The sequence below is a fragment of the Halomarina oriensis genome, from assembly GCF_009791395.1.
GTDB classification, from domain to species: Archaea; Halobacteriota; Halobacteria; order Halobacteriales; family Haloarculaceae; genus Halomarina; species Halomarina oriensis.
Genome location: NZ_WSZK01000044.1, coordinates 1 through 19,964, shown reverse-complemented (window position 1 = coordinate 19,964; position 19,964 = coordinate 1). Strand labels below are relative to the sequence as shown.

Sequence of the window (19,964 nt, the reverse complement as noted above, 5' to 3'; positions counted from 1 at the left end):
GTTCGTTGGTAAAGTGTACTAGTTCGTCGCCCGGTTCAGAGCGTCGTCGGGACCTCGACCTCGCCGTCGATGATGGCCTGTCGAGACTCCTCGACCTGTGACTTGATACCGCTCGGAATCTGTCCGCCGATGCCACCGCCGTAGACGACGCCCACACCCTCCTGTTCGAGGCCGAGCGCGGTCGTCGCACCGCCCTCGAAGCTGTCGTTGACGACGGCTTCGATGGAGTTGTAGACGGCCGTGTCGACGCGCTTGACCATGCTGGCGAGGATGACGTCCGAGAAGTTCGACTTGGTCACCGACTGGTCGCGGTCGACGCCGATGGCGAATCGACCCGCCGACTGCGCGGCGGAGAAGACGCCCGTCCCGGTGTTCCCGGCGGCGTGGTAGACGATGTCCGCACCACGGCTGTACATGGAGTTGGCGGCCTGCTGGCCACCGGTCGGGTCGTTGAAGTCACCGACGTAGGTGCTCAGCACCTCGACGTCGGAGTTGGCGGCCTGCACGCCGGCCGTGAACCCGGCCTCGAAGCGCTCGATGAGGCCGCTCTCGACGCCACCGACGAAGCCGACGACGGTGTCCTCGTTCGTCTCGCCGCCGCCGGCGGAGAACTGCTCGGTCGTGAGTAGCCCGGCCATCTGGCCGACGAGGTACGACCCCTCGTGCTCCGCGAAGACGTAGTTCGCCACGTTGTCGGCCTCGACGACGGCGTCGACGATCATGAAGTCCTGGTCGGGGAACTGCGAGGACGTCTCGCCGAGCGCCTCGGCCTGCAGGAAGCCGATACACGAGACGAGGTCGTAGTTCGGGTCCGTCGACTCGGCGTACGACTGCTGGAACGTCGAGAACTCCGATGGCTGGGACGGTTCGGACTCGTTGTAGTCGATACCGAACTCGTCTGCGGCCTGCTGCAGTCCGGTCTGGGCCTGGTCGTTGAACGACCCGTCACCCAGACCGCCGGTCGCGTAGACCATCCCGACGTTGACGTCGCCCTCGCCCCCGCCGCCTGACTCCTCCTCGGTGGTGGTCTCAGTGGTCTCACCCTCGGTCATCGCGTCGGTCGACGCCTCCGTCGAGTCGCCACCGCCACTCCCGGTCTGCTGTTCCGTACTCTCGTTTTCTGCCTCGGGACCACCGGTACACCCGGCGAGACCCGCGACTCCCGCGACACCGACCCCCTTCAGAAACTTGCGACGGTCCATAGATTAGGCACCTACTCTTGCTCTGTGACGAGGGTTGAATAAGGTCATCGTTTTTCACCTATTGCGAACCACTGTATCCGAGACCCGCTCGGCGACGACTATTGAGTCGGCCGAGCAGATACAGTCGAGGAGGCTACACGTCGGCGACGGCGGACTCGACCCGGCCGACCACGTCCGTGACCAACTCGTCGACGGACTCGCTCTCGGCGTACACCCGGACGTACGGTTCGGTCCCGCTGGGTCGGACGAGCACCCACGACCCGTCGTCGAACGCCAGCCGGACGCCGTACTCCGTCTCGACGCCCGCCTCGGGGTACGCGTCGGGGAGCGCCGATTCGAGCGTCCGCATCGTGGCGGCCTTCGCGTCGTCGGGACACTCGACGCTCACCTTCCGGTAGGGGCGTTCGGTGACCGGTCCCCGGAGCGCGTCGAGACTCCGGTCGGCGACCAGGACGGCGAGGACGGCCGCACTCGCCACGCCGTCTATCCACGGCCCGAACGCGGTGTGGATGTGCTTCCACGGCTCCCCGGCGAAGACGACGTCGCCCCCCGCCGCGCGGGCGGCCGCGATGCCCTCGTGGAGGGAGCCGAGACGCACGCGTTCGACGCGGCCACCGGTCGCCTCGACGCGTTCGTCGATGCGCCCCGACGCGTTGGGCGTCGTCACCACGACGGGGTCGGCGGCGTCGCTCGTCGTCGTGTAGTGTTCCGCGAGCACCGCGAGGACGGTGTCCTCGTGGACCACCTCGCCGTCGCCGTCGACGACGACGATACGGTCCGCGTCGCCGTCGTGGGCGATGCCGAGGACGTCGTCCTCGTCGCTCCCGGCGACGAACGCCATCAGGTCGCCGAGCGTCTCGGGCGTCGGCTTCGAGGGTCGCCCGGGGAAGTGGCCGTCGACGTTCCCGTTGAGCGTGACGACTCGTGCGCCGAGCGCTCGCAGCACCTGCGGGGTGGCCAGCGCGGCCATCCCGTTTCCACAGTCGACGACCACCGTCTGTCCGTCGAGCGGGTCGCCGTGACCGAGCGCGAACTCGGTGACCGCCTCGCGGTAGGCCGCGAGCGGCGAGACGTGCGTCGTCCCGGCCCACACGTCCCACCGTTCCGGTGTCGTACCGTCCTCGACGGCCCGCTCGATACGCCCTTCGGCCGCCGCGTCGAACTCCTCGCCGTCGACGAACAGCTTCAGCCCGTTGTCCGTCGGCGGATTGTGACTCGCGGTGACCTGCAACCCGAAGCGGCCCTGTGACGCGAACGCGAGCGCGGGCGTCGGCAACTGCCCCGCCCGGCGGACGGTGGCCCCGCCGCTCGTCGCCCCGGCTTCGACGGCCGCTACGAGGCCCGTCCCCGTCGTCCGGCCGTCACGGGAGACGACCAGTTCGTCCCCGCCCTGTGCGCGGAGCTCCCCCGCCAGCGCCCGTCCGACCGCGAGCGCGAGTTCGGGCGTCACGCGCTCGCGGGCATCGCCGCGGATGCCCGCGGTTCCGAAGAGGTCCATACCTCACGCTTCAGCGGCGGCTACTTAGCTGGTTTCGTCTCCGGTGGAACGCCTCGTGCCGTCGGAACGACCGGGGGACCGACCTCAGAGTTCGACGCCGCTCGACAGCAGCGAGTGACGCCGGAGCAGACCGCCGTTCTCGTCGTAGACGAGCAGCGTGTCGGCCTCGATGTCGAGCAGCGGGCGGTCGTGCTCGACGACGAGTCGGAAGCTGTCGTCGTCACCCTCCTCGTCGGCCGCCCGCGCCGCTCGCACCAGGCCGAGCACCGTCCCGGCCGTCGCGTTCAACTCGAAGCGGAACTCGCCGGTGTAGCGGTCCGAGAGCGCGAGCACCCCTTTGGCGTCGTCGGCGACCGGTTCGCGGAGCCGATAGGAGATGTCGACGTCCTCGGCGTCGAGCGGAGCACCCGACTCGTCGGTCAGTCGTTCGTCCAACAGCCCATCGGGGCCGTCGAACTCGACGGTTACGACCGGCTTGGGCCCCGTCGTGTCCACGTCGATGGTGAAGTAGTCGCGCCTCATTCGAGGAGAGATTGGGCCGCACGCGCCAAGAACGTGACGCCGGCAGACCGGGGAGAGCACCCCGAGAACTCTCAACCAGCCGTGATAAGCGGACGAACTGTCCGCCACCGAGGACCGACCGCAGCGAAACCGGTCGGTCGGCCGGTCGTTGAGGACTTCCCTCCGGAACCCGTCCATCCGGTATGGCTCGGTCCCTCGTTCGCCGGACGCGCTGGCTCGTGCTCGTCGTCGGCGTGGTGGCGCTCGTCGTCGCAGCGGTCCTGGTCGCGGCGGGCGCGACGCTCGGACAGGCACTCGCCGGGAGCCTCCTTCTCGCACTCTTCACGTTCGTGGTCGTTCCCCTCGTGGTCATCGCTCGCCGGGTCGGATCCGTCGCGGACGACCCGCTCGCGCTCGAACGGCGTCTCGGGACGGCCGCCGGCCGCTCACAGTCAGAACTCGACGCGCTAAGCGACTGGGACGAACGACGTGGCCGACTCGACGCGGGTCCGGACGACGAGTGACACGCTCACGGAACGCCGACAGCCTCGACTCCGGCCGCTCGAAACGGCGACGTGGACGCCGGCGGCGTCCGGCCGAACGCACGACGAGTCGCTCGGCGGCCCGTTCGGGACGACCGACGAGTCGACGACGAGACACCACACCGGCGTGTGTGGAGCTCTCGGAACCGAACGGAGCGCCCCCGAGAGCGTCTCGGATCCGTCCTACTCGTCGGTCTCGTCGTCGTCAGCGCTCCTCGACGAGAAGACGTCGACGCTGGCGACCCAGTCCTCGTCGAGTTTCATCACTCGAACCCCCATCGTGTTCCGCCCCTGCTCGGAGACCTCCTCGGCGGGCGTCCGCATGATCTGGCCGCTCTCGCTCATGATGAGCAGGTCGTCGGCCGGGGAGACGGTCTCCAAGGCGACGACCGGTCCGTTGCGCTCGTTGGTCTTGATGTCGATGAGGCCCTTCCCGTACCGGGACTGGACGCGGTACTCCGAGAGCGGCGTCCGCTTGCCGTAGCCGTGCCAGGTGACCGTCAGGAGCGACGTGTCGCCGTCGGTCGTCCCGACCAGTCCCACGACTTCGTCGTCCTCCTGGAGTTTGATGGCGTTGACCCCGCGTGCGGAGCGCCCCATCGAACGGGCCTCCGTCTCGTCGAACCGAATGGTCATCCCGTCACGCGTCCCGATGATGACGTCGCCCGTCCCGTCGGTGACGGCCACGTCGACGAGTTCGTCGTCCTCTTCGAGTTTGACGGCACGGATACCGGTCGAGAGGATGTTACCGAACTCGGTGACGGGGGTCCGCTTGATGTACCCACAGCGGGTCGCCATCGTGAGGAACTCGTCGTCGTCGAGTTCGTCGGCGTTGACGATGGCCGTCACGTTCTCCCCGCGGTCGAGTTTGAGGATGTTGACCGCGGAGCGACCCCGAGCGGTCCGACCCATCTCTGGCAACTCGTAGGTCTTCAGTTGGTGGACCTGCCCCGTGTCGGTGAAACAGAGCAGGTAGTCGTGGGTGGAGGCTTGGAACGCCTTCGACACCCGGTCGCCGTCTTTCAGGCGAGCACCGATGATACCCTTCCCGCCGCGGTGTTGTGGGTCGAACGACGACAGCGGCATCCGCTTGACGTAGTCCTCCTCGGTGAGGACGACGACCATCTCCTCTTTCGGGATGAGGTCCTCGCGGGTGACGTTGCCGTAGTCCTCGACGATGGAGGTTCGACGCTCGTCGCCGAACTCGTCTCTGACGTCCCGGAGTTCGTCTTTGATGACGCCGAGCAGTTCGGACTCGTCGCCGAGGATGGTCTCCAGCCGCTCGATTTCCGCGGAGACGGAGTCGTACTCGTCTTCGAGTTCCGCGGCTTCGAGCGACGTGAGGCTCCCGAGTTGCATCCGGACGATGTGGTCGGACTGGCGCTCGGAGAAGTCGTACGCCTCCTGGAGCGCCGCACGTGCGGCGTCGCGGTCCTCGCTGTTGCGGATGAGTTCGACCACGTCGTCGACGTTCTCCAGCGCTTGCAGGCGGCCTTCGAGGATGTGCGCCCGGTCCTCGGCCTCGTCCAACTCGAACTGCGAGCGGCGGCGGACGACGTTCCGGCGGTGCTCGACGAACTGTTCGAGCATCTGCTTGAGGTTCAGGACGCGAGGCTGGCCGTCGACCAGCGCGAGCGAGATGACGCTGAACGTGCGTTCGAGGTGGTGTTCGAGCAACTGGTTGCGCACGACGTCGGCGTTCGCGCCGCGTTTGAGGTCGATGACGACCCGGATGCCCTCGCGGTCGGACTCGTCGCGGATGTCCGAGATACCCTCGATGCGGCCGTCGTTGACGTCGTCCGCGATGCGTTCGATGCGCCGTGCCTTGTTCTCCTGGTACGGGAGTTCGGTGACGACGATTCGGCGCTCCTCTTCCTCGACCTCCAGTTCCGCCCGCACCCGGAGCTTTCCACGACCGGTCTTGTAGGCGTCGACGATGCCCTCACGACCGACGATGTTCGCGCCCGTCGGGAAGTCCGGCCCCTTGACCGGTCCCTCGCCCTCCGGGCCGTGGACCAGGTCCTCGACGGTGCAGTCGGGGTTCTCGATGAGTTCGATGGCCGCGTCGACCACCTCCTCGAGGTTGTGCGGCGGGATGTTCGTACTCATCCCGACAGCGATACCCGACGCGCCGTTGAGCAGGAGGTTCGGGACGGCGGCGGGCAGCACCGTCGGTTCGGTCAGGCGGTCGTCGTAGTTGCCCTCGAAGTCGACGGTGTCCTTCTCGATGTCCGCCAGCATCGACTCCGCGATGGGAGCCATGCGCGCCTCCGTGTACCGCATCGCGGCGGGCGGGTCGCCGTCGACGCTCCCGAAGTTCCCCTGCCCGTCGATGAGCGGGTAGCGCAGCGAGAAGTCCTGGGCCATCCGGGCGAGCGCGTCGTAGATGGCGCTGTCACCGTGGGGGTGGTAGTTCCCCATCGTGTCCCCGACGATGTTCGAGGACTTGCGGTGGCCCGCACGACTGGAGATGCCCGCCTCGTGCATCGCGTAGAGGATGCGCCGCTGGACGGGTTTGAGACCGTCTTTCGCCGACGGGAGCGCCCGCCCGACGATGACGCTCATCGCGTAGTCGATGTACGACTGTTCCATCTCCTCTTCGACGCGCACGGGCGTGACGCGTTCGGCCGGGACGTCCGGGGTCTCGCCGGGGAGGTCTGAACTCATTGGTGCCTCCGTGGTGTGTCGCTGGTGGACGCGTTCGCGGTCGGCTGGCGATGCGTCACGGTGAGAGCCGTGGCCGTGGCTCCCCATCGGGACGACTCGGGGACGGACATCAGATGTCCACCCACTCGGCGTCCTTCGAGTGCTCCTTGATGAACTGCTTGCGCGGTCCGACGGCGTCGCCCATCAGCACGGAGAACATCCGGTCTGCGGCCGCGGCGTCCTCGATGGTTATCTGCTTGAGGATGCGGTTGTCGGGGTCCATCGTCGTGTCCCAGAGCTGTTCGGGGTTCATCTCGCCCAGTCCCTTGAACCGCTGGACCTGGTCGGGCGAGCCACCGCACTGCTCTTCGACGATACGCTCGCGGTCGGCCTCCGTCATCGCGTCGTAGGTGTCCCCGCCCGACCGGATACGGTACAGCGGCGGTTGTGCGGCGTAGACGTAACCCGCTTCGAGCAGCGGCGTCATGTGCCGGTAGAGGAACGTCAACAGCAGGGTGCGGATGTGCGCCCCGTCGACGTCCGCGTCGGTCATCATGATGATCTTCTGGTAGCGGGCGTCCTCGATGTCGAACTCCTCGCCGATACCCGTCCCGATGGCGGTGATGAGGTTGCGGATCTGCTCGTTCTCCAGGATGCGGTCGAGACGGTGTTTCTCGACGTTGAGTATCTTCCCGCGCAGCGGGAGGATGGCCTGGTACTTGGGGTTGCGCCCCTGCTTGGCGGAGCCACCGGCGGAGTCGCCCTCCACGACGAACAGTTCGGACTCGGCGGGGTCGCGGGTCTGACAGTCCGCGAGTTTGCCGGGCAGCGAGGTGGATTCGAGCGCGGACTTCCGGCGCGTCAGCTCTTCGGCCTTCTTCGCGGCCATCCGAGCCTTCGCGGCGTCGACGGCCTTCCGTACGATGACCTCGCCGGTGTCGGGGTGCTCTTCGAGGTACGTGCCGAGTTCCTCGTGGAGGGCACTCTCGACGATACCTCGCACTTCCGAGTTCCCGAGTTTCGTCTTGGTCTGCCCCTCGAACTGCGGGTCGGGGTGCTTGACGGAGATGACCGCCGTGAGGCCCTCGCGGATGTCCTCGCCCTTGAGGTTGCCGTCGATGTCGTCGGCGTGACCGTGGCTGTTCGCGTAGTCGTTGACGACGCGCGTCAGGGCCGTCTTGAACCCGGTGAGGTGGGTGCCGCCCTCGCGTGTGTTGATGTTGTTGGCGAAGGCGTGGATGGACCCCTGGACGCCGTCGGTCGCCTGCAGAGCGATTTCGACCTGGACGACGCCGTCGCCGGTCTCCGACTCGGTGTCGAAGTAGACGATGTCGTCGTGGAGGACGGACTTCGACTCGTTGAGGTAGTCGACGAACTCGCGGATACCGCCCTCGTACTCGAAGGTGGCCTCCTTCTCGTCCGGGTCCGAACGCAGCGTGATGCTCACACCGGGGTTGAGGAAGGCGAGTTCGCGGAGGCGCGATTCGAGGGTGGTGTAAGCGAACTCCGTCGTCTCGAAGATGTCGTCGTCGGGCCAGAACGTGACCTCCGTGCCCGTCTCCTCGTCGGCGTCCATCTCTCGGACGCGCTGGAACTCCTCGGGTTGTGGTTCGCCGTGGTCGAAGCGGTGGTTCCAGACCGCCCCGTCGCGTTTCACCTCGACTTCGAGCCACTTCGAGAGCGCGTTGACGACGCTCACGCCGACGCCGTGGAGGCCACCGGAGACCTGGTAGGACTTGTTGTCGAACTTCCCGCCGGCGTGGAGGACGGTCATGATGACCTCGAGGGCGGGGCGGTCGTACTCCGAGTGGGTGTCGACCGGAATCCCCCGCCCGTCGTCGCGGACGGTGACGGAGTCGTCATCGTTGATGACGACCTCGATGGTGTCACAGTGTCCCGCGAGCGCCTCGTCGATGGAGTTGTCGACGATTTCGTAGACGAGATGATGCAACCCGCGAGAATCGGTCGAGCCGATGTACATAGCTGGGCGCTTACGGACAGCTTCGAGGCCTTCTAAGACCTGAATCTGGCCTGCGCCGTACTCTGAATCCTGCGACATGAACTACTTGGATTTCTTTGGAAGTTCCCACACATAAAGCCCCCGCACGCGCGCGCGCAGTGAATGTGGAACTGAAACACGACACGACGAGAGCGTGTCACCCCATCGCACACGATTCCACTTTCACCGTACTAACACGGATGTTTTAACCACACGGTAGCAAGAGACCCAACACGAATGACGTCATACCAGTCGGAACTCGGTGGGGGCGGCGACGTCGCCGAGGAGTTGGCGAAAGGCCAGCGAGCCATCTCCATCGCCGAGTTCTTCGAGAAGAACAAGCACATGCTCGGGTTCGACTCGGGCGCTCGCGGGTTGGTCACCGCGGTGAAAGAGGCCGTCGACAACGCACTCGACGCGACGGAGGAAGCGGGTATCCTCCCCGACATCTACGTCGAAATCGCGGAGGCCGGCGACTACTATCGCCTCGTCATCGAGGACAACGGGCCGGGCATCACCAGAGAGCAGATACCGAAGGTGTTCGGGAAACTGCTCTACGGGTCGCGGTTCCACGCCCGCGAACAGTCCCGTGGACAGCAGGGCATCGGTATCTCCGCCGCCGTCCTCTACTCTCAACTCACCTCGGGGAAGCCGGCGAAGATAACCTCGAAGACACAGGGGTCGTCTCGGGCGGAGTACTTCGAACTCATCATCGATACGGACACGAACGAACCCGAAATCTCCGTCGAGGACACGACGACGTGGGAACGGCCCCACGGGACGCGCATCGAACTGGAGATGGAGGCGAACATGCGCGCCCGCCAACAGCTTCACGACTACGTCAAACACACGGCGGTCGTCAACCCCCACGCCCGCATCGAGTTCCGGGAACCCTCCGAGCATCTGAAGTACGAGCGGGCGACCGACGAGATGCCCGCGGAGACGACCGAGATTCGGCCCCACCCCCACGGCGTCGAACTCGGGACACTCATCAAGATGCTCGGTGCGACCGACTCCTACAGCGTCTCGGGGTTCCTCCAGAGCGAGTTCACCCGCGTCGGTCAGAAGACCGCCGACAGCGTGGTCTCGAACTTCCGGGACCGACACTACGGTCGTGAGATGGCGTGGCAACCGCCACAGTCACACCAGGACGCCGACATCGAGGCGGCCATCACCGACGCCGTCAACGGCAAGGGAAAGGAGGCGACGGCCGCGTTCGCCGCCGCCGTCGCCGACGCCGTCGGCGGACGTGACCGGGTCGCCCACCACGAACTCGTCGCCGTCGTCGAGGAGGCGGCCGACGACGTCGAAGCGGACTCGGGCGTCACCTTCGGCGACACGGTCCGCGAGAACGCCGTCGACGCCGCGTGGCGCGAAGTCGTCGTCGGTCGGGAGGCCGACTGTTACCGTCTCGTCGACGACGCGACGACCTCCCGGAAGGACGACGCGGCCGTCGAAGCGCTCGCCCGACGCGTCGCCACGGCGTTCGCCAACGCCGAGGACGCTCGGGACCGACTCACCCACGACACGCTCTCGGGGTACGTCCAGCGTGCCGCCGAGCGCACCAAAGAGCGCGACGACGTGAGCTTCGGCGAGACCGCCCGCGAGAACGTCGTCGAGACGTTCTGGTCGGTCGCGCGCTCGGTCCCCGACGACGCCCCGAGCGTGACGGAGACGGAGGGCGACCGCGATACGGCCAGCGAGTTGCTCGAAGCGATGCGCGAGACGGACATCCTCGCACCACCGACCGACTGTCTCGCGCCCATCACGGGGGGCCTCGTGAAGGCCGGTCTCCAGAAGGAGTACGACGCCGACTTCTACGCCGCGGCGACCCGCGACGCGGAGGTCCACGGCGGCGACCCGTTCATCGTCGAGGCGGGTATCGCCTACGGCGGTGACCTCCCCGCCGAGGGGCAGGTGGACGTCCTCCGGTTCGCCAACCGCGTTCCGCTGGTCTACCAGCGCGGGGCGTGTGCCTCGACGGACGTCGTCAAGCGCATCAACTGGCGCAACTACGGCCTCGACCAGCCGGGCGGGAGCGGGATGCCCAACGGCCCCGCCGTCCTGATGGTCCACGTCGCCTCGACGAACGTCCCGTTCACGAGCGAGTCGAAGGACGCCATCGCCAACGTGCCCGCCATCGAGGACGAGATCGAACTCGCCCTGCGCGAGGCGGCCCGCGAGATGAAACGCTACCTCAACAAGCGCCGCTCGATGGAGAAGCGCCAGCGCAAACAGGACGTCATCGCCGACATCCTCCCGCGGATGGCCGACAAACTCTCGGAGGTCACCGAGCGCGAGGAGTTACACGTCGGTGACTCGCTGGCCCGCATCATGAACAACGTCCTCGTCGAGCGTGAGGTCGACGGCGGGCACGTGAAACTCGTCGTTCGGAACTTCTCGGACACGAACGCCGAACCGGACGTCACCGACATCGTGGGGGCCGACCCCGGCGACCCCGAGGGTGCACAGGTCGTCGAGATGGACGGCGAGTGGTTCGTCAAGTGGTCGCCGACCGTCTCGTCGGGCGAGACGGCAGTACTGGAGTACGACGTGGGCGACGACACGACGTTCGACATCTCGGTCGAGGGAATCGAGGACGCGAAACTGACGGTGAACGCATAAATGAGTTCAGACAGCGACATTCCACGACAGGACGAACTCGCCCGCGAGCGTCTCATCGACCTCGCGGCGGAGTTCTACGACCAGTTCGCCGCGGGGGAGGTGCCGTCGATGCAGATACCCACGCGGACGAAGAGCAACATCGAGTACGACGAGGAGAAGGGTGTCTGGGTCTACGGTGACCGCCACTCCACTCGCTCCGCGAACACCGTCGGCGGTGCCCAGAAACTGCTGAAGGCCATCTACGTCATCGACTTCCTCCAGAACCAACTGGAGGAGAACCGCTCGTCGACGCTGCGTGAACTGTACTACCTCAGCGAGTCCTGGGACTTAGACGCCGCACAGTTCAACTCACAGGACGAGTCGAACGGCCTCATCGAGGACCTCGAAATCGTCTCGCACGTCAAACGCGAGGACTTCCACATGCGTCCGGAGGAGTCCGGCGCGAAGGTGATGGGTCCGCTACTCATCCGCGAGCAGACCAACCGCGGCGAGCGGGAGATCCACTGTCAGGACGACGTCGGGCAGGGCGGCTACCAGATCCCGAACAACGTCGACACCGTCGAGTTCCTCGACCACGACGCCGACTTCGTCATGGCCGTCGAGACCGGTGGGATGCGCGACCGACTGGTCGAGAACGGCTTCGACGAGGACTACCGCTGTATCGTCGTCCACCTCGGCGGCCAACCGGCCCGCGCCACGCGGCGACTGACCAAACGCCTCCACGACGAACTCGACCTGCCGGTCACGGTGTTCACGGACGGTGACCCGTGGTCGTACCGTATCTTCGGGTCCATCTCGTACGGCTCCATCAAGTCCGCCCACCTCTCGGAGTACCTGGCGACCCCTCAGGCGCAGTTCATCGGCATCCAGCCCTCCGACATCGTCGAGTACGACCTGCCGACCGACCCCCTGAGTGACTCGGACGTCAACGCGCTTCGGTCGGAACTGGAGGACCCCCGGTTCCAGACCGACTACTGGCGCGAACAGATCGAACTACAGCTCGACATCAACAAGAAGGCCGAACAGCAGGCCCTCGCCTCGCGGGGCCTCGACTTCGTCACCGACACCTACCTCCCGGAGCGACTGGAGGAGATGGGTATCGTCTGAGCCCGGACCCCCTCCACCCCGTTCGGCCTCGGCGACTCACTCGTTGACCAGCAGGAGTTTCCCGACGAACTCGCCCGCTTCGGCCCGTCGGTGTGCCTCGCTCACCTCGTCGAACGCGAATCGTTCGTCGATGTGCGGGGTGATCGCGCCGTCGTCGACGAGGGTGGCGACGTCGGCCAGTTCCTCACCGATACGTGCCAGTCGCTCCCCTTGGATGACGGGAAGGATGACGAGGACGACGCCGAGTTCGAGCGACGTCTGGTGCATCGGCGAGAGGTCCTGGGTCGAACTCGACTCGGTGGTCACGACGGACCCGAACGGCCGGACCGCGTCGAACGCGGTTTCGAGGTGGTCGTCGCCGACCGGGTCGAAGACGGTGTCGAAACCGCCGTCGCTGGCGTACTCCTCGACGTAGTCCGCGACGTCGCGGGCGGTGTAGTCGACGGTGGCGTCCGCACCGAGGTCGGTTGCCAGCGCCCGGTTCTCCTCTGTCGACCCCGTGGCGGTGACGTTCGCTCCGAGCCACTTCGCCACCTGGACGCCGACGTGGCCGACGCCGCCGCTGGCCCCGTAGACGAGCACCTCCTCGCCGACGTCGACGCTCGTCTTGTCGGTCAGCATCTCCCACGCGGTGAGCGCGACGACGGGGAGGGCGGCGGCGTCTTCGAGCGGGATGCGTTCGGGGGCGTGGGCGAACGTGTCGGCGTGGCCGACGACGGCCTCGGCGAGCGTCCCCTGTCGGCCCGCGCCGCCGGGCATCCCGTACACCTCGTCGCCGGCCTCGAATCGGTCGACGTCCTCGCCCACGGCGTCGACGACGCCCGAGACGTCACAGTGGAGCGTCGCCGGGAACTCGGGGGCGAACGCCGGCAGGTCGCCGCGCCGAATCTTGTAGTCGACGGGGTTGACGCTCGACGCGACGACCGAGACGCGAACCTCCTCGGGGCCGGGGTCGGGCACCTCGACGGTCGTCTCGGTGAACACGTCCGGGTCGCCGAACTCCTCGATGACGTAGGCGGTGTGCGCTGCCATGTGCTCGCTCGATTCGGGTCTCCCGCCGGTGTATCTGGCTCTCCCAGCAATCCGTGTGGGGTGCTCGTGGGCGGTGTCAGTACTCCGTCTCGACGGCCGTCTCCGTCGTCACGTCGTCGCTATCGTCCACGGCGAGGCCGGAGCTGTCACCGCTCGCACAGGAGCGACAGTAGTGGTTCGCGCCCGACGCCGTCGTGAACAGCGGGATGCCGGCGAGGACGTACTCCTCGCGGTAGGCCCGTTCGATACCCTCCTCGACGCTCCCCGAGCAGACGACACAGGGGTTGTCCGTGTCGAAGCGAGTGGTCTCGTCGATAGAGCGCGTGTGACCGAACGTCGTCGGTGGGTGGCGGTCCCGCCAGCGCCGGCGGGTCGCCGGAATCATCCAGAGCGCGGCGAGGAAGAAGAACGCGCCCAGAATCACGAGCGGGAGTTGGAGCGACGAGAGCATGACGGCGGCCATCAGCAGCGAGAACGCTCCGCCGACGTAGCCCATCAGGTCCGCCGAGACGCCGACCGTGTCGCTCGACCCCACGTCCTCGGGGATGCCGACGGTGTCGTCGCCGCCGACCCGCAGGATGCGCCGTTCGCCGCGTTGTGTGTAGCAGTACCAGCCGTACGCGAGGTTCCCGACGCCGCCCGTGAAAAACAGGAGCAGCAGGTGGACGCCGATAGAGCCGTACTCGGGGTTCCGGATCAGGACGCTGTCGCCACGGTCGGACTCCATCTTCCAGCCGTCGACGAGGTGGGCCTCGACGCGCCGCCGGAACGACGTGCGGGCCGCACGGTCGGTGTCGTCGGACTCGCCGGTATTCGTGGCGCTGGTCGAACTCGTCGCGGCCGTCGGAGCCGACTTCGTCTCGGGGCGCTCCGCCGGGGTGGTCTCCCGGCACTGCGTTCCACACTGGGGGCAGTAGTTGGCCGTCTCCAGGAGGTCTGCTCCGCAGTGAGAGCAGAAGTTCGGCCGTGTGGAGGACATACGTGACAATCGAGCGTGTCGGCGGGGTAAAACGTTCCGGTGACTACCACCGTCCCGTGTCGGTCTCGGCCACGGAATCCTTCCCCGTAGCAGGTCGGTTCGCTTTTGCTCCGTTCGACCCCAGTCCCTCTATGAGCGAGTTCTCGTCGTTCGACGCGCTGTGCTCGACGCTCGACGGTCACGAGTTCGACCGCCCGCCCGCGCTGGTCGCCAACGCCCACATCACCGGTCTCGGGGTGGCACGAGCGCTGGCCGCCCACGACGTCCCCGTCGTCGCTCTCGACCGGAGTGGCGACGGCGTGGCCCCTGCCTCGACGGCCGTCACCGCCGCCGGGCGAGTCACCTACCCGCTCGACGACCGCGAGGCGTTCCGCGAGGACGTCGAGGAACTCGTCGACCGTATCGGCCGTGAGGCCGTCGCCTTCGGCTGTATGGACGAGTGGGTCAACGCCTTCGCCGAGACGCGGCCCGACGGCGTCCACCTCTCGTTCGACGCCGACGCCGCCCCGACCGTGCTCGACAAGCAGGAACTGTACGCCAGCGCAGAGCGCCTCGGCGTCCCGTTCCCCGAGACGTACGCGCTCGACGGTGTGGACCCCGACGAGGCCGCCGACGCACTGGGCTTCCCGCTGGTCGTCAAACCGGCCCGGAAGCGCGAGGGCGAGGAGGTGCTGGGGACGAACGTCGTCGACGTCCCGGACCGCGAGGCGTTCGACGAGACGGTCGCGGCGGCACGCGACGCCGATATCCGCGTGCTCGCTCAGGAGAAGGTGGACGTGGCGGTGGGCGAAGACCGGTCGCTGGCGTCGTACGTCCCACCGCGTGCGGCGACCGGAGAGCGAGCGGACCCGCTGGCCGTCGTCGGGAACGCCCGCGTCCGTCACCCCCGAGCGTTCGGCACGTCGTGTGTCGTCGACGTCGTCGAGGACGCGACCATCCGCGAACAGGCGCTCTCGATGCTCACCGACGCCGAGTACCACGGTATCAGCGAGTCGGAGTTCGTCTACGACACCGAGCGCGGCGAACACGTCCTGCTCGACGTCAACACCCGCCCGTGGAAGTGGATCGGTCTCCCGGTCGCTGCCGGACGGAACCTCCCGCTCGCGGCGTACGAGACGGCCGTCGGCGGGGAAATCGACCGTGCACGCGGCCCCGAACGCGCATCGCGGTGGGTCTACCTCCGGGACTTCTTCGCGGGGTTGGCCGGCGGCGAGACACCCAATCTGCTCACCGGCGACCAGTGGCGGGCGATTGCAGGCGGGCGACCGGCGGACGCGGGTGTGACGACGGGTGTCTTCGACAGCACCGACCCCGGCCCGACGGGGCGACTGCTGGAGACGGAGTTCAGCGCTCGAGAGTACTACTGCTCCTGCTGAGTGGTGGACGCGCCGTCGTGTCGAGCGTCCCAGGCGACGGCCGAATCGGCCGGTTTCCCCCGTAGTTTAGCGTCCGGCACACCGAGTGTCGCCAATGAGCGACACGCGGGCGACCGACGCGGAGTCGAGTGGCGACCAGGACGGTCGGATGCGACTCAACCTCTTCACGATGAACGCCGTCGAACACGTCTCGATGGGGAGTTGGCGCTACCCCGGGGACCAGTCGGCACGCTACACCGACCGCACCTACTGGGAGGAGGTCGCTCGGACCGCCGAGCGCGGGGGGTTCGACGCCGTCTTCTTCGCCGACGTCCGGGGCATCTACGACGTCTTCGACGGGTCACGCGAGACGGCCATCCGGAAGGCCGTCCAGACGCCCTCGAACGACCCGTCGTACCTGATCCCGGCGATGGCGAGCGTCACCGACCACCTCGGGTTCGCCGTCACGCGCTCGACGTCGTACACCCAGCCCTACCAGCTCGCCCGCGAGTTCTCGACGCTCGACCACCTCACCGACGGACGGGTCGCGTTCAACGTCGTCACCTCCTACCTCGAATCGGCGGCGCGAAACCTCGGCGTCGACGAACGCCTCGACCACGACGACCGGTACGACCGCGCCCAGGAGTTCATGGAGGTCTGCTACGCGCTCTGGGAGGAGTCGTGGGACGACGACGCCGTCGTCCGTGACCGCGAGGCGGGCGTGTTCACCCACCCCGAGGGCGTCCACGACGTCGACCACGACGGGGAGTTCTTCTCCGTGCAGGGGCCACACGGCTGTGAGCCGTCGCCACAGCGGACTCCTGTGATCTATCAGGCGGGCTCCTCCGAGCGCGGCCGGGCGTTCGCCGCACGGAACGCCGAGGCCGTCTTCGTCAGCCTCCCCACCGAACGCGGGGTACGGGACTACGTCGAGGACATGCGCTCGCGGGCGACCGACCACGGACGAGACCCGGACTCGCTGGCGTTCTTCCCCGGCATCGTCCCCGTCGTCGGCGAGACGGAGGCCCTCGCCGAGGCGAAGTACGAGAGCTACCGCGACGCCATCGACGTGGAGGGTGTCCTGGCGCTGCTCTCTGGGTTCATGGACATGGACCTCTCGGAACTGGACCCCGACGACCGGGTCGAGCACATCGAGACCGACGCCATCCAGGGGGCGGTCGACGCGTTCACGACCAGTGACCCGGACCGGGAGTGGACGGTCCGTGAGGTGGCACAGTTCGCTGGCCTCGGGACGACGTCACCTGTCGTCGTCGGGACGCCCGAAGAGGTCGCAGACGAACTCGAACACTGGTTCACGGAGGTGGGCGTCGACGGGTTCAACGTCAAGGAGGTCGTTCGCCCGGACAGCCTGACGGACTTCGTGGACCTCGTCGTCCCCGAACTGCGCGAACGTGGTCTGCTCCGCGAACGCTACGAGGGTGCGACGCTCCGGGAGAACACCCTGGGGAACGGGCCGCGACTCCCCACGGACCACCCCGGACGGCGGTCGTAGACGGCCGACGGCGGACGCCCGGCGCGAGTTTATCCTCTCGGCCGCCAATCGAGTGGTGTGCTCCAGAGTTTCTTCGACCCCGGCCACGGCCTCCTCTCCTCGTTCGACGAGCGGACGGTCGCCGTCGTCGCGTTCGCCGTGTTCACCGCGGTCGGGGTGTACGCGGAGTATCGCTGGGACTCCAAAGGACTGACCGTCGCCGGTGTGCTGGCCGTGTTCGTCGTCGTCCTCGTCGTCGTCGCGCCGCCACCGTTCTCCGAGGAGTGGCACTACGCCGTCCTCGCGGCCGTTCCGGTGGTCCTCGGCAACTACTTCTATCGGGGCCGGTCGCGGAGAGACGGCCGCGACACGCCCGAGTGACCCGACCGACGGGAAACGAGTTTGTATCGGCTACCCGTAGGCTCGGTGATGACGTTGCCGGACGGTCCGCGTGTGGCACTCCTCGCGGGCGTCGTGTACGCCGGCGTCGCCGGCGGGGTCGTCCTCGCGTTCGACGCCCTCGCCCCGACACTCGCCGCGCCGGTGCTCGAAGCGAGCGCCGTCCTCTCGGCGTTCGTCGTCGGGGCGAGCACGTGGTACGTCGTGGTCGAACGCGCCGACGAGCGAACGGTGTTCCGTGGTGCGGTCGGCGGTCTCCTGACGGGGTCGCTCTCGCACTTCACGATGTGGCTGTTCTACGGTGTCGCGCTCACCCCGGAGCTGTTCTACGTCGCACCGCTGTTCCTCACGACGGGGGTTCCGAGTCTGCTCGTCTTCGGTGTCGTCACCGTCCCGCTGGCGACGGCGACCGGAGCGGCGGTGGCCGTGGTCGAATCCCGGACGAACGAGAGCCGGGCGGGAGTCCCGGACCGCTGACGACGCTGTCGTCAGGACTCGTCGAGTACGACCGGGACGCCACGACTCGCCACGTCGGCCGCGAACGCCCCGGATTCCGTCTCTAGCGCGTCGAACGTGTTGTAGTGGATGGGGAGCACGAGGTCCGGTTCCAGCGTCGCCGCGAGGACCGCGGCCTCGTGGCGGTCCATCGTGAACGACCCGCCGATGGGCGGGCAGAACAGCGAGCAGTCGACCGCCTCGTGGCTATCGAGCGCGTCGGAGTCACCCGGCCAGAACGCCGTCGTGCCGCCGAGTTCGACGTGGAACCCGCAGCCGAACCCGTCCGGGTGGAACGGCGTCCTGTCGTCACGAGTGTGTGGGCCGTCGGGGTCGTTGTACGCCTCGGTCACGGTCACCTCGACGCCGGCGACGGTCACTGTGTCGCCGTACCCGACCCGTTCGACGTCGTACGGGAGGTCTTCGAGCGGGTCGACGTCCCGTGAGATAGCGTCGGCGTCGACGGCCTCGAACGCGACGACGGTGGCGTCCTCGCCCGCGACTCGTCGGACGGCATCCGAGTCGTAGTGGTGGTCGTGGGTCACGCAGACGACGTCCCCGTCCCGCGCGTCGTAGTCGACCGGGTCGGGGTGGCCCACGTCGGAGGAGTCCGGTCTCCACTCGCCGGTGAGCACGCCGTAGCGGCCGGGGTCGAGGTAGACGACGCTGTCGGTCGATTCGAGGCGGAGCGTGGCGTAGCCGAACCAGTCGGCCACGAGACCCTCGTGTCTGATGGTCACGTCCGGTGGTTGGGAGAGGACGGGCAAAAGCGCGGGAGATGCGGAGAGCCGTGCCGCGAGGGACTCCGGTCGTCAGGCCTGGAGGTCGGCAGCCACGTCCGCCTCGGTGATGATACCGCGCATCTTCCCGCCCTCGACGACGATGACGGCGTCGTGGTGGTCGAGGTGGTTGTCCACCTCGTCGAGCGTGGCGTCGCGGCCCACGGTGGTGAGCGCCTCGCGCATCACCTCGGCGACGGGCAGGTCGCCGAGGCCCTCGTTCTCGTCGACGCGCCGGATGTCGCTGGTCGAGATGAGGCCGACGGGGTAGCCGTCACGCGCGACGGGCAGTTGGGAGTAGCCCTCCGCGCTCATCGTCTCGACGGCCTCACGGACGCTGTCGTCCGGAGCGACGGCGATTACGGGTTCGTGCATGACGTCCTCCGCACGGCGAATCGCCCCTTCCGCGGCGTCCATCGCCTCGACGATACGACGGAGTGTCGACAGTCGCGGGTCCACGTCGTCGCCCTCGATGCGAGCGATGAGCGGTTGGGAGACGCCGGCACGCTCGGCCAACTCGCTCTGGGTCAGTTCCAGGGAGTGACGCCGTTCGCGGAGGTCCTCTGGCGTCGGCAGTTTCATACCCCACTGATAACCAGAGGTAATACAAAAACGTTCCGTCGTCGGGACGGGTGGTCGCGGGCGATTCGAGTACACCGGGACCGAGGAGCCGCCCCTATCTGTCAGGAGTTTTAGATACTTTTACTGACATTCAATTCTGCATTCTCTTTTCTGTGAGAGTACCGATTGGACTAGAGATTCATTTTAACTGTCCTATCAATCGCAAAAATGCATTATGTACGTGACACGAGTACGATTGATTGCGACAATGAGCAGACTGACTAAATCGCGGCTGTTAGCGATAGCTGTCGTAGTCCTGGTCGTAGCAGGACCGATGGCGTCGTTCGCGGGTGCATCGGACGGACTGACTCCGGAGACGACGGCGACACAGGAATCGACCGGCGAGCACTGTGGCGGCATCGACGTCGTCGGCGACAACAACACGATAATCGTCGAGGACGGCGCTGACCTCTCCGAGTGTGGAGGTATCGACGTCGAAGGAGACGACAACTACGTACAGGTCGGCGGCGACGGTGAGAGCCGACAGTGCACACCTCCGGACGACGGTGACGACGGCGCTGACGATGGCGGTATGGACGATGGCGACGACGGCGCGGATGATGGCGATGACGGGATGGACGATGGAGATACCGGAGACGACGGCGCGGATGATGGCGATGACGATGCAGATGACGGCGATGATGGGATGGACGACGGCGCTGACGAAGGCGACGATGCAGATGACGGCGATG

The 19,964-nt window shown here is 67.2% G+C and carries 17 protein-coding genes; 7 read left to right on the top strand and 10 right to left on the bottom strand.

Annotated elements, in window-relative coordinates:
* Positions 1-35 precede the first annotated feature (35 nt).
* The 3 genes from GQS65_RS20845 to GQS65_RS20835 form a co-directional block, all read right to left on the bottom strand.
* Positions 36-1,202, bottom strand: a complete 1,167-nt coding sequence (locus tag GQS65_RS20845) for a BMP family lipoprotein (RefSeq protein WP_158206548.1) — start codon at positions 1,200-1,202, stop codon at positions 36-38.
* A gap of 133 nt (positions 1,203-1,335) precedes the next feature.
* A complete protein-coding gene (locus tag GQS65_RS20840; RefSeq protein ID WP_158206547.1) occupies positions 1,336-2,700 on the bottom strand; it encodes a phosphomannomutase in 1,365 nt (454 codons plus the stop codon).
* Positions 2,701-2,784: 84 nt separating this feature from the next.
* A complete protein-coding gene (locus GQS65_RS20835) occupies positions 2,785-3,222 on the bottom strand; it encodes a DUF5793 family protein (protein WP_158206546.1) in 438 nt (145 codons plus the stop codon).
* A gap of 182 nt (positions 3,223-3,404) precedes the next feature.
* Here GQS65_RS20835 and GQS65_RS20830 point away from each other — a divergent pair, with 182 nt between their 5' ends.
* On the top strand, positions 3,405-3,725 hold the full coding sequence (locus GQS65_RS20830) for a hypothetical protein (RefSeq protein WP_158206545.1): 321 nt from the start codon (positions 3,405-3,407) through the stop codon (positions 3,723-3,725).
* Positions 3,726-3,926: 201 nt separating this feature from the next.
* On the opposite strand, the gene gyrA is transcribed toward GQS65_RS20830, so the two are convergent.
* Positions 3,927-6,410 (bottom strand): DNA gyrase subunit A, encoded by a 2,484-nt coding sequence (gene gyrA / locus GQS65_RS20825; RefSeq protein WP_158206544.1) that lies wholly within the window; start codon positions 6,408-6,410, stop codon positions 3,927-3,929.
* Between the two features lie 109 nt (positions 6,411-6,519).
* A complete protein-coding gene (gene gyrB / locus GQS65_RS20820) occupies positions 6,520-8,448 on the bottom strand; it encodes a DNA topoisomerase (ATP-hydrolyzing) subunit B (RefSeq protein WP_158206543.1) in 1,929 nt (642 codons plus the stop codon).
* Between the two features lie 177 nt (positions 8,449-8,625).
* Here gyrB and GQS65_RS20815 point away from each other — a divergent pair, with 177 nt between their 5' ends.
* Complete coding sequence (locus tag GQS65_RS20815; protein WP_158206542.1) at positions 8,626-11,013, top strand: DNA topoisomerase VI subunit B; 2,388 nt, start codon at positions 8,626-8,628, stop codon at positions 11,011-11,013.
* Positions 11,014-12,120 (top strand): DNA topoisomerase IV subunit A, encoded by a 1,107-nt coding sequence (locus tag GQS65_RS20810; RefSeq protein ID WP_158206541.1) that lies wholly within the window; start codon positions 11,014-11,016, stop codon positions 12,118-12,120.
* A gap of 36 nt (positions 12,121-12,156) precedes the next feature.
* On the opposite strand, the gene GQS65_RS20805 is transcribed toward GQS65_RS20810, so the two are convergent.
* Together GQS65_RS20805 and GQS65_RS20800 are read right to left on the bottom strand one after the other, a co-directional pair.
* The gene (locus tag GQS65_RS20805) at positions 12,157-13,152 is read right to left on the bottom strand and encodes a zinc-binding dehydrogenase (protein WP_158206540.1); all 996 of its coding nucleotides are present in this window, start codon (positions 13,150-13,152) and stop codon (positions 12,157-12,159) included.
* 76 nt (positions 13,153-13,228) lie between these two features.
* Positions 13,229-14,131: a zinc ribbon domain-containing protein gene (locus GQS65_RS20800; RefSeq protein ID WP_158206539.1), complete on the bottom strand. Its 903-nt coding sequence runs from the start codon at positions 14,129-14,131 to the stop codon at positions 13,229-13,231.
* Between the two features lie 131 nt (positions 14,132-14,262).
* Between GQS65_RS20800 and GQS65_RS20795 the strand changes: the two genes are divergently transcribed.
* From GQS65_RS20795 to GQS65_RS20780, 4 genes are all read left to right on the top strand, one after another.
* A complete protein-coding gene (locus tag GQS65_RS20795; RefSeq protein ID WP_158206538.1) occupies positions 14,263-15,507 on the top strand; it encodes a carboxylate--amine ligase in 1,245 nt (414 codons plus the stop codon).
* Positions 15,508-15,601: 94 nt separating this feature from the next.
* Positions 15,602-16,999, top strand: coding sequence for an LLM class flavin-dependent oxidoreductase (locus GQS65_RS20790; RefSeq protein WP_199268521.1), 1,398 nt, complete (start codon positions 15,602-15,604; stop codon positions 16,997-16,999).
* A 57-nt stretch (positions 17,000-17,056) separates the two neighbouring features.
* Positions 17,057-17,359: a hypothetical protein gene (locus GQS65_RS20785; RefSeq protein ID WP_158206537.1), complete on the top strand. Its 303-nt coding sequence runs from the start codon at positions 17,057-17,059 to the stop codon at positions 17,357-17,359.
* Positions 17,360-17,407: 48 nt separating this feature from the next.
* Positions 17,408-17,854: a hypothetical protein gene (locus GQS65_RS20780; protein WP_158206536.1), complete on the top strand. Its 447-nt coding sequence runs from the start codon at positions 17,408-17,410 to the stop codon at positions 17,852-17,854.
* Between the two features lie 11 nt (positions 17,855-17,865).
* Here GQS65_RS20780 and GQS65_RS20775 read toward each other — a convergent pair whose 3' ends face one another.
* From GQS65_RS20775 to GQS65_RS20765, 3 genes are all read right to left on the bottom strand, one after another.
* A complete protein-coding gene (locus tag GQS65_RS20775; protein ID WP_368280397.1) occupies positions 17,866-18,612 on the bottom strand; it encodes an MBL fold metallo-hydrolase in 747 nt (248 codons plus the stop codon).
* Between the two features lie 72 nt (positions 18,613-18,684).
* Positions 18,685-19,233 (bottom strand): CBS domain-containing protein, encoded by a 549-nt coding sequence (locus GQS65_RS20770; RefSeq protein ID WP_158206534.1) that lies wholly within the window; start codon positions 19,231-19,233, stop codon positions 18,685-18,687.
* A gap of 274 nt (positions 19,234-19,507) precedes the next feature.
* Positions 19,508-19,964: hypothetical protein (locus tag GQS65_RS20765; protein ID WP_158206533.1), on the bottom strand; the 457-nt coding region annotated here is incomplete at its 5' end.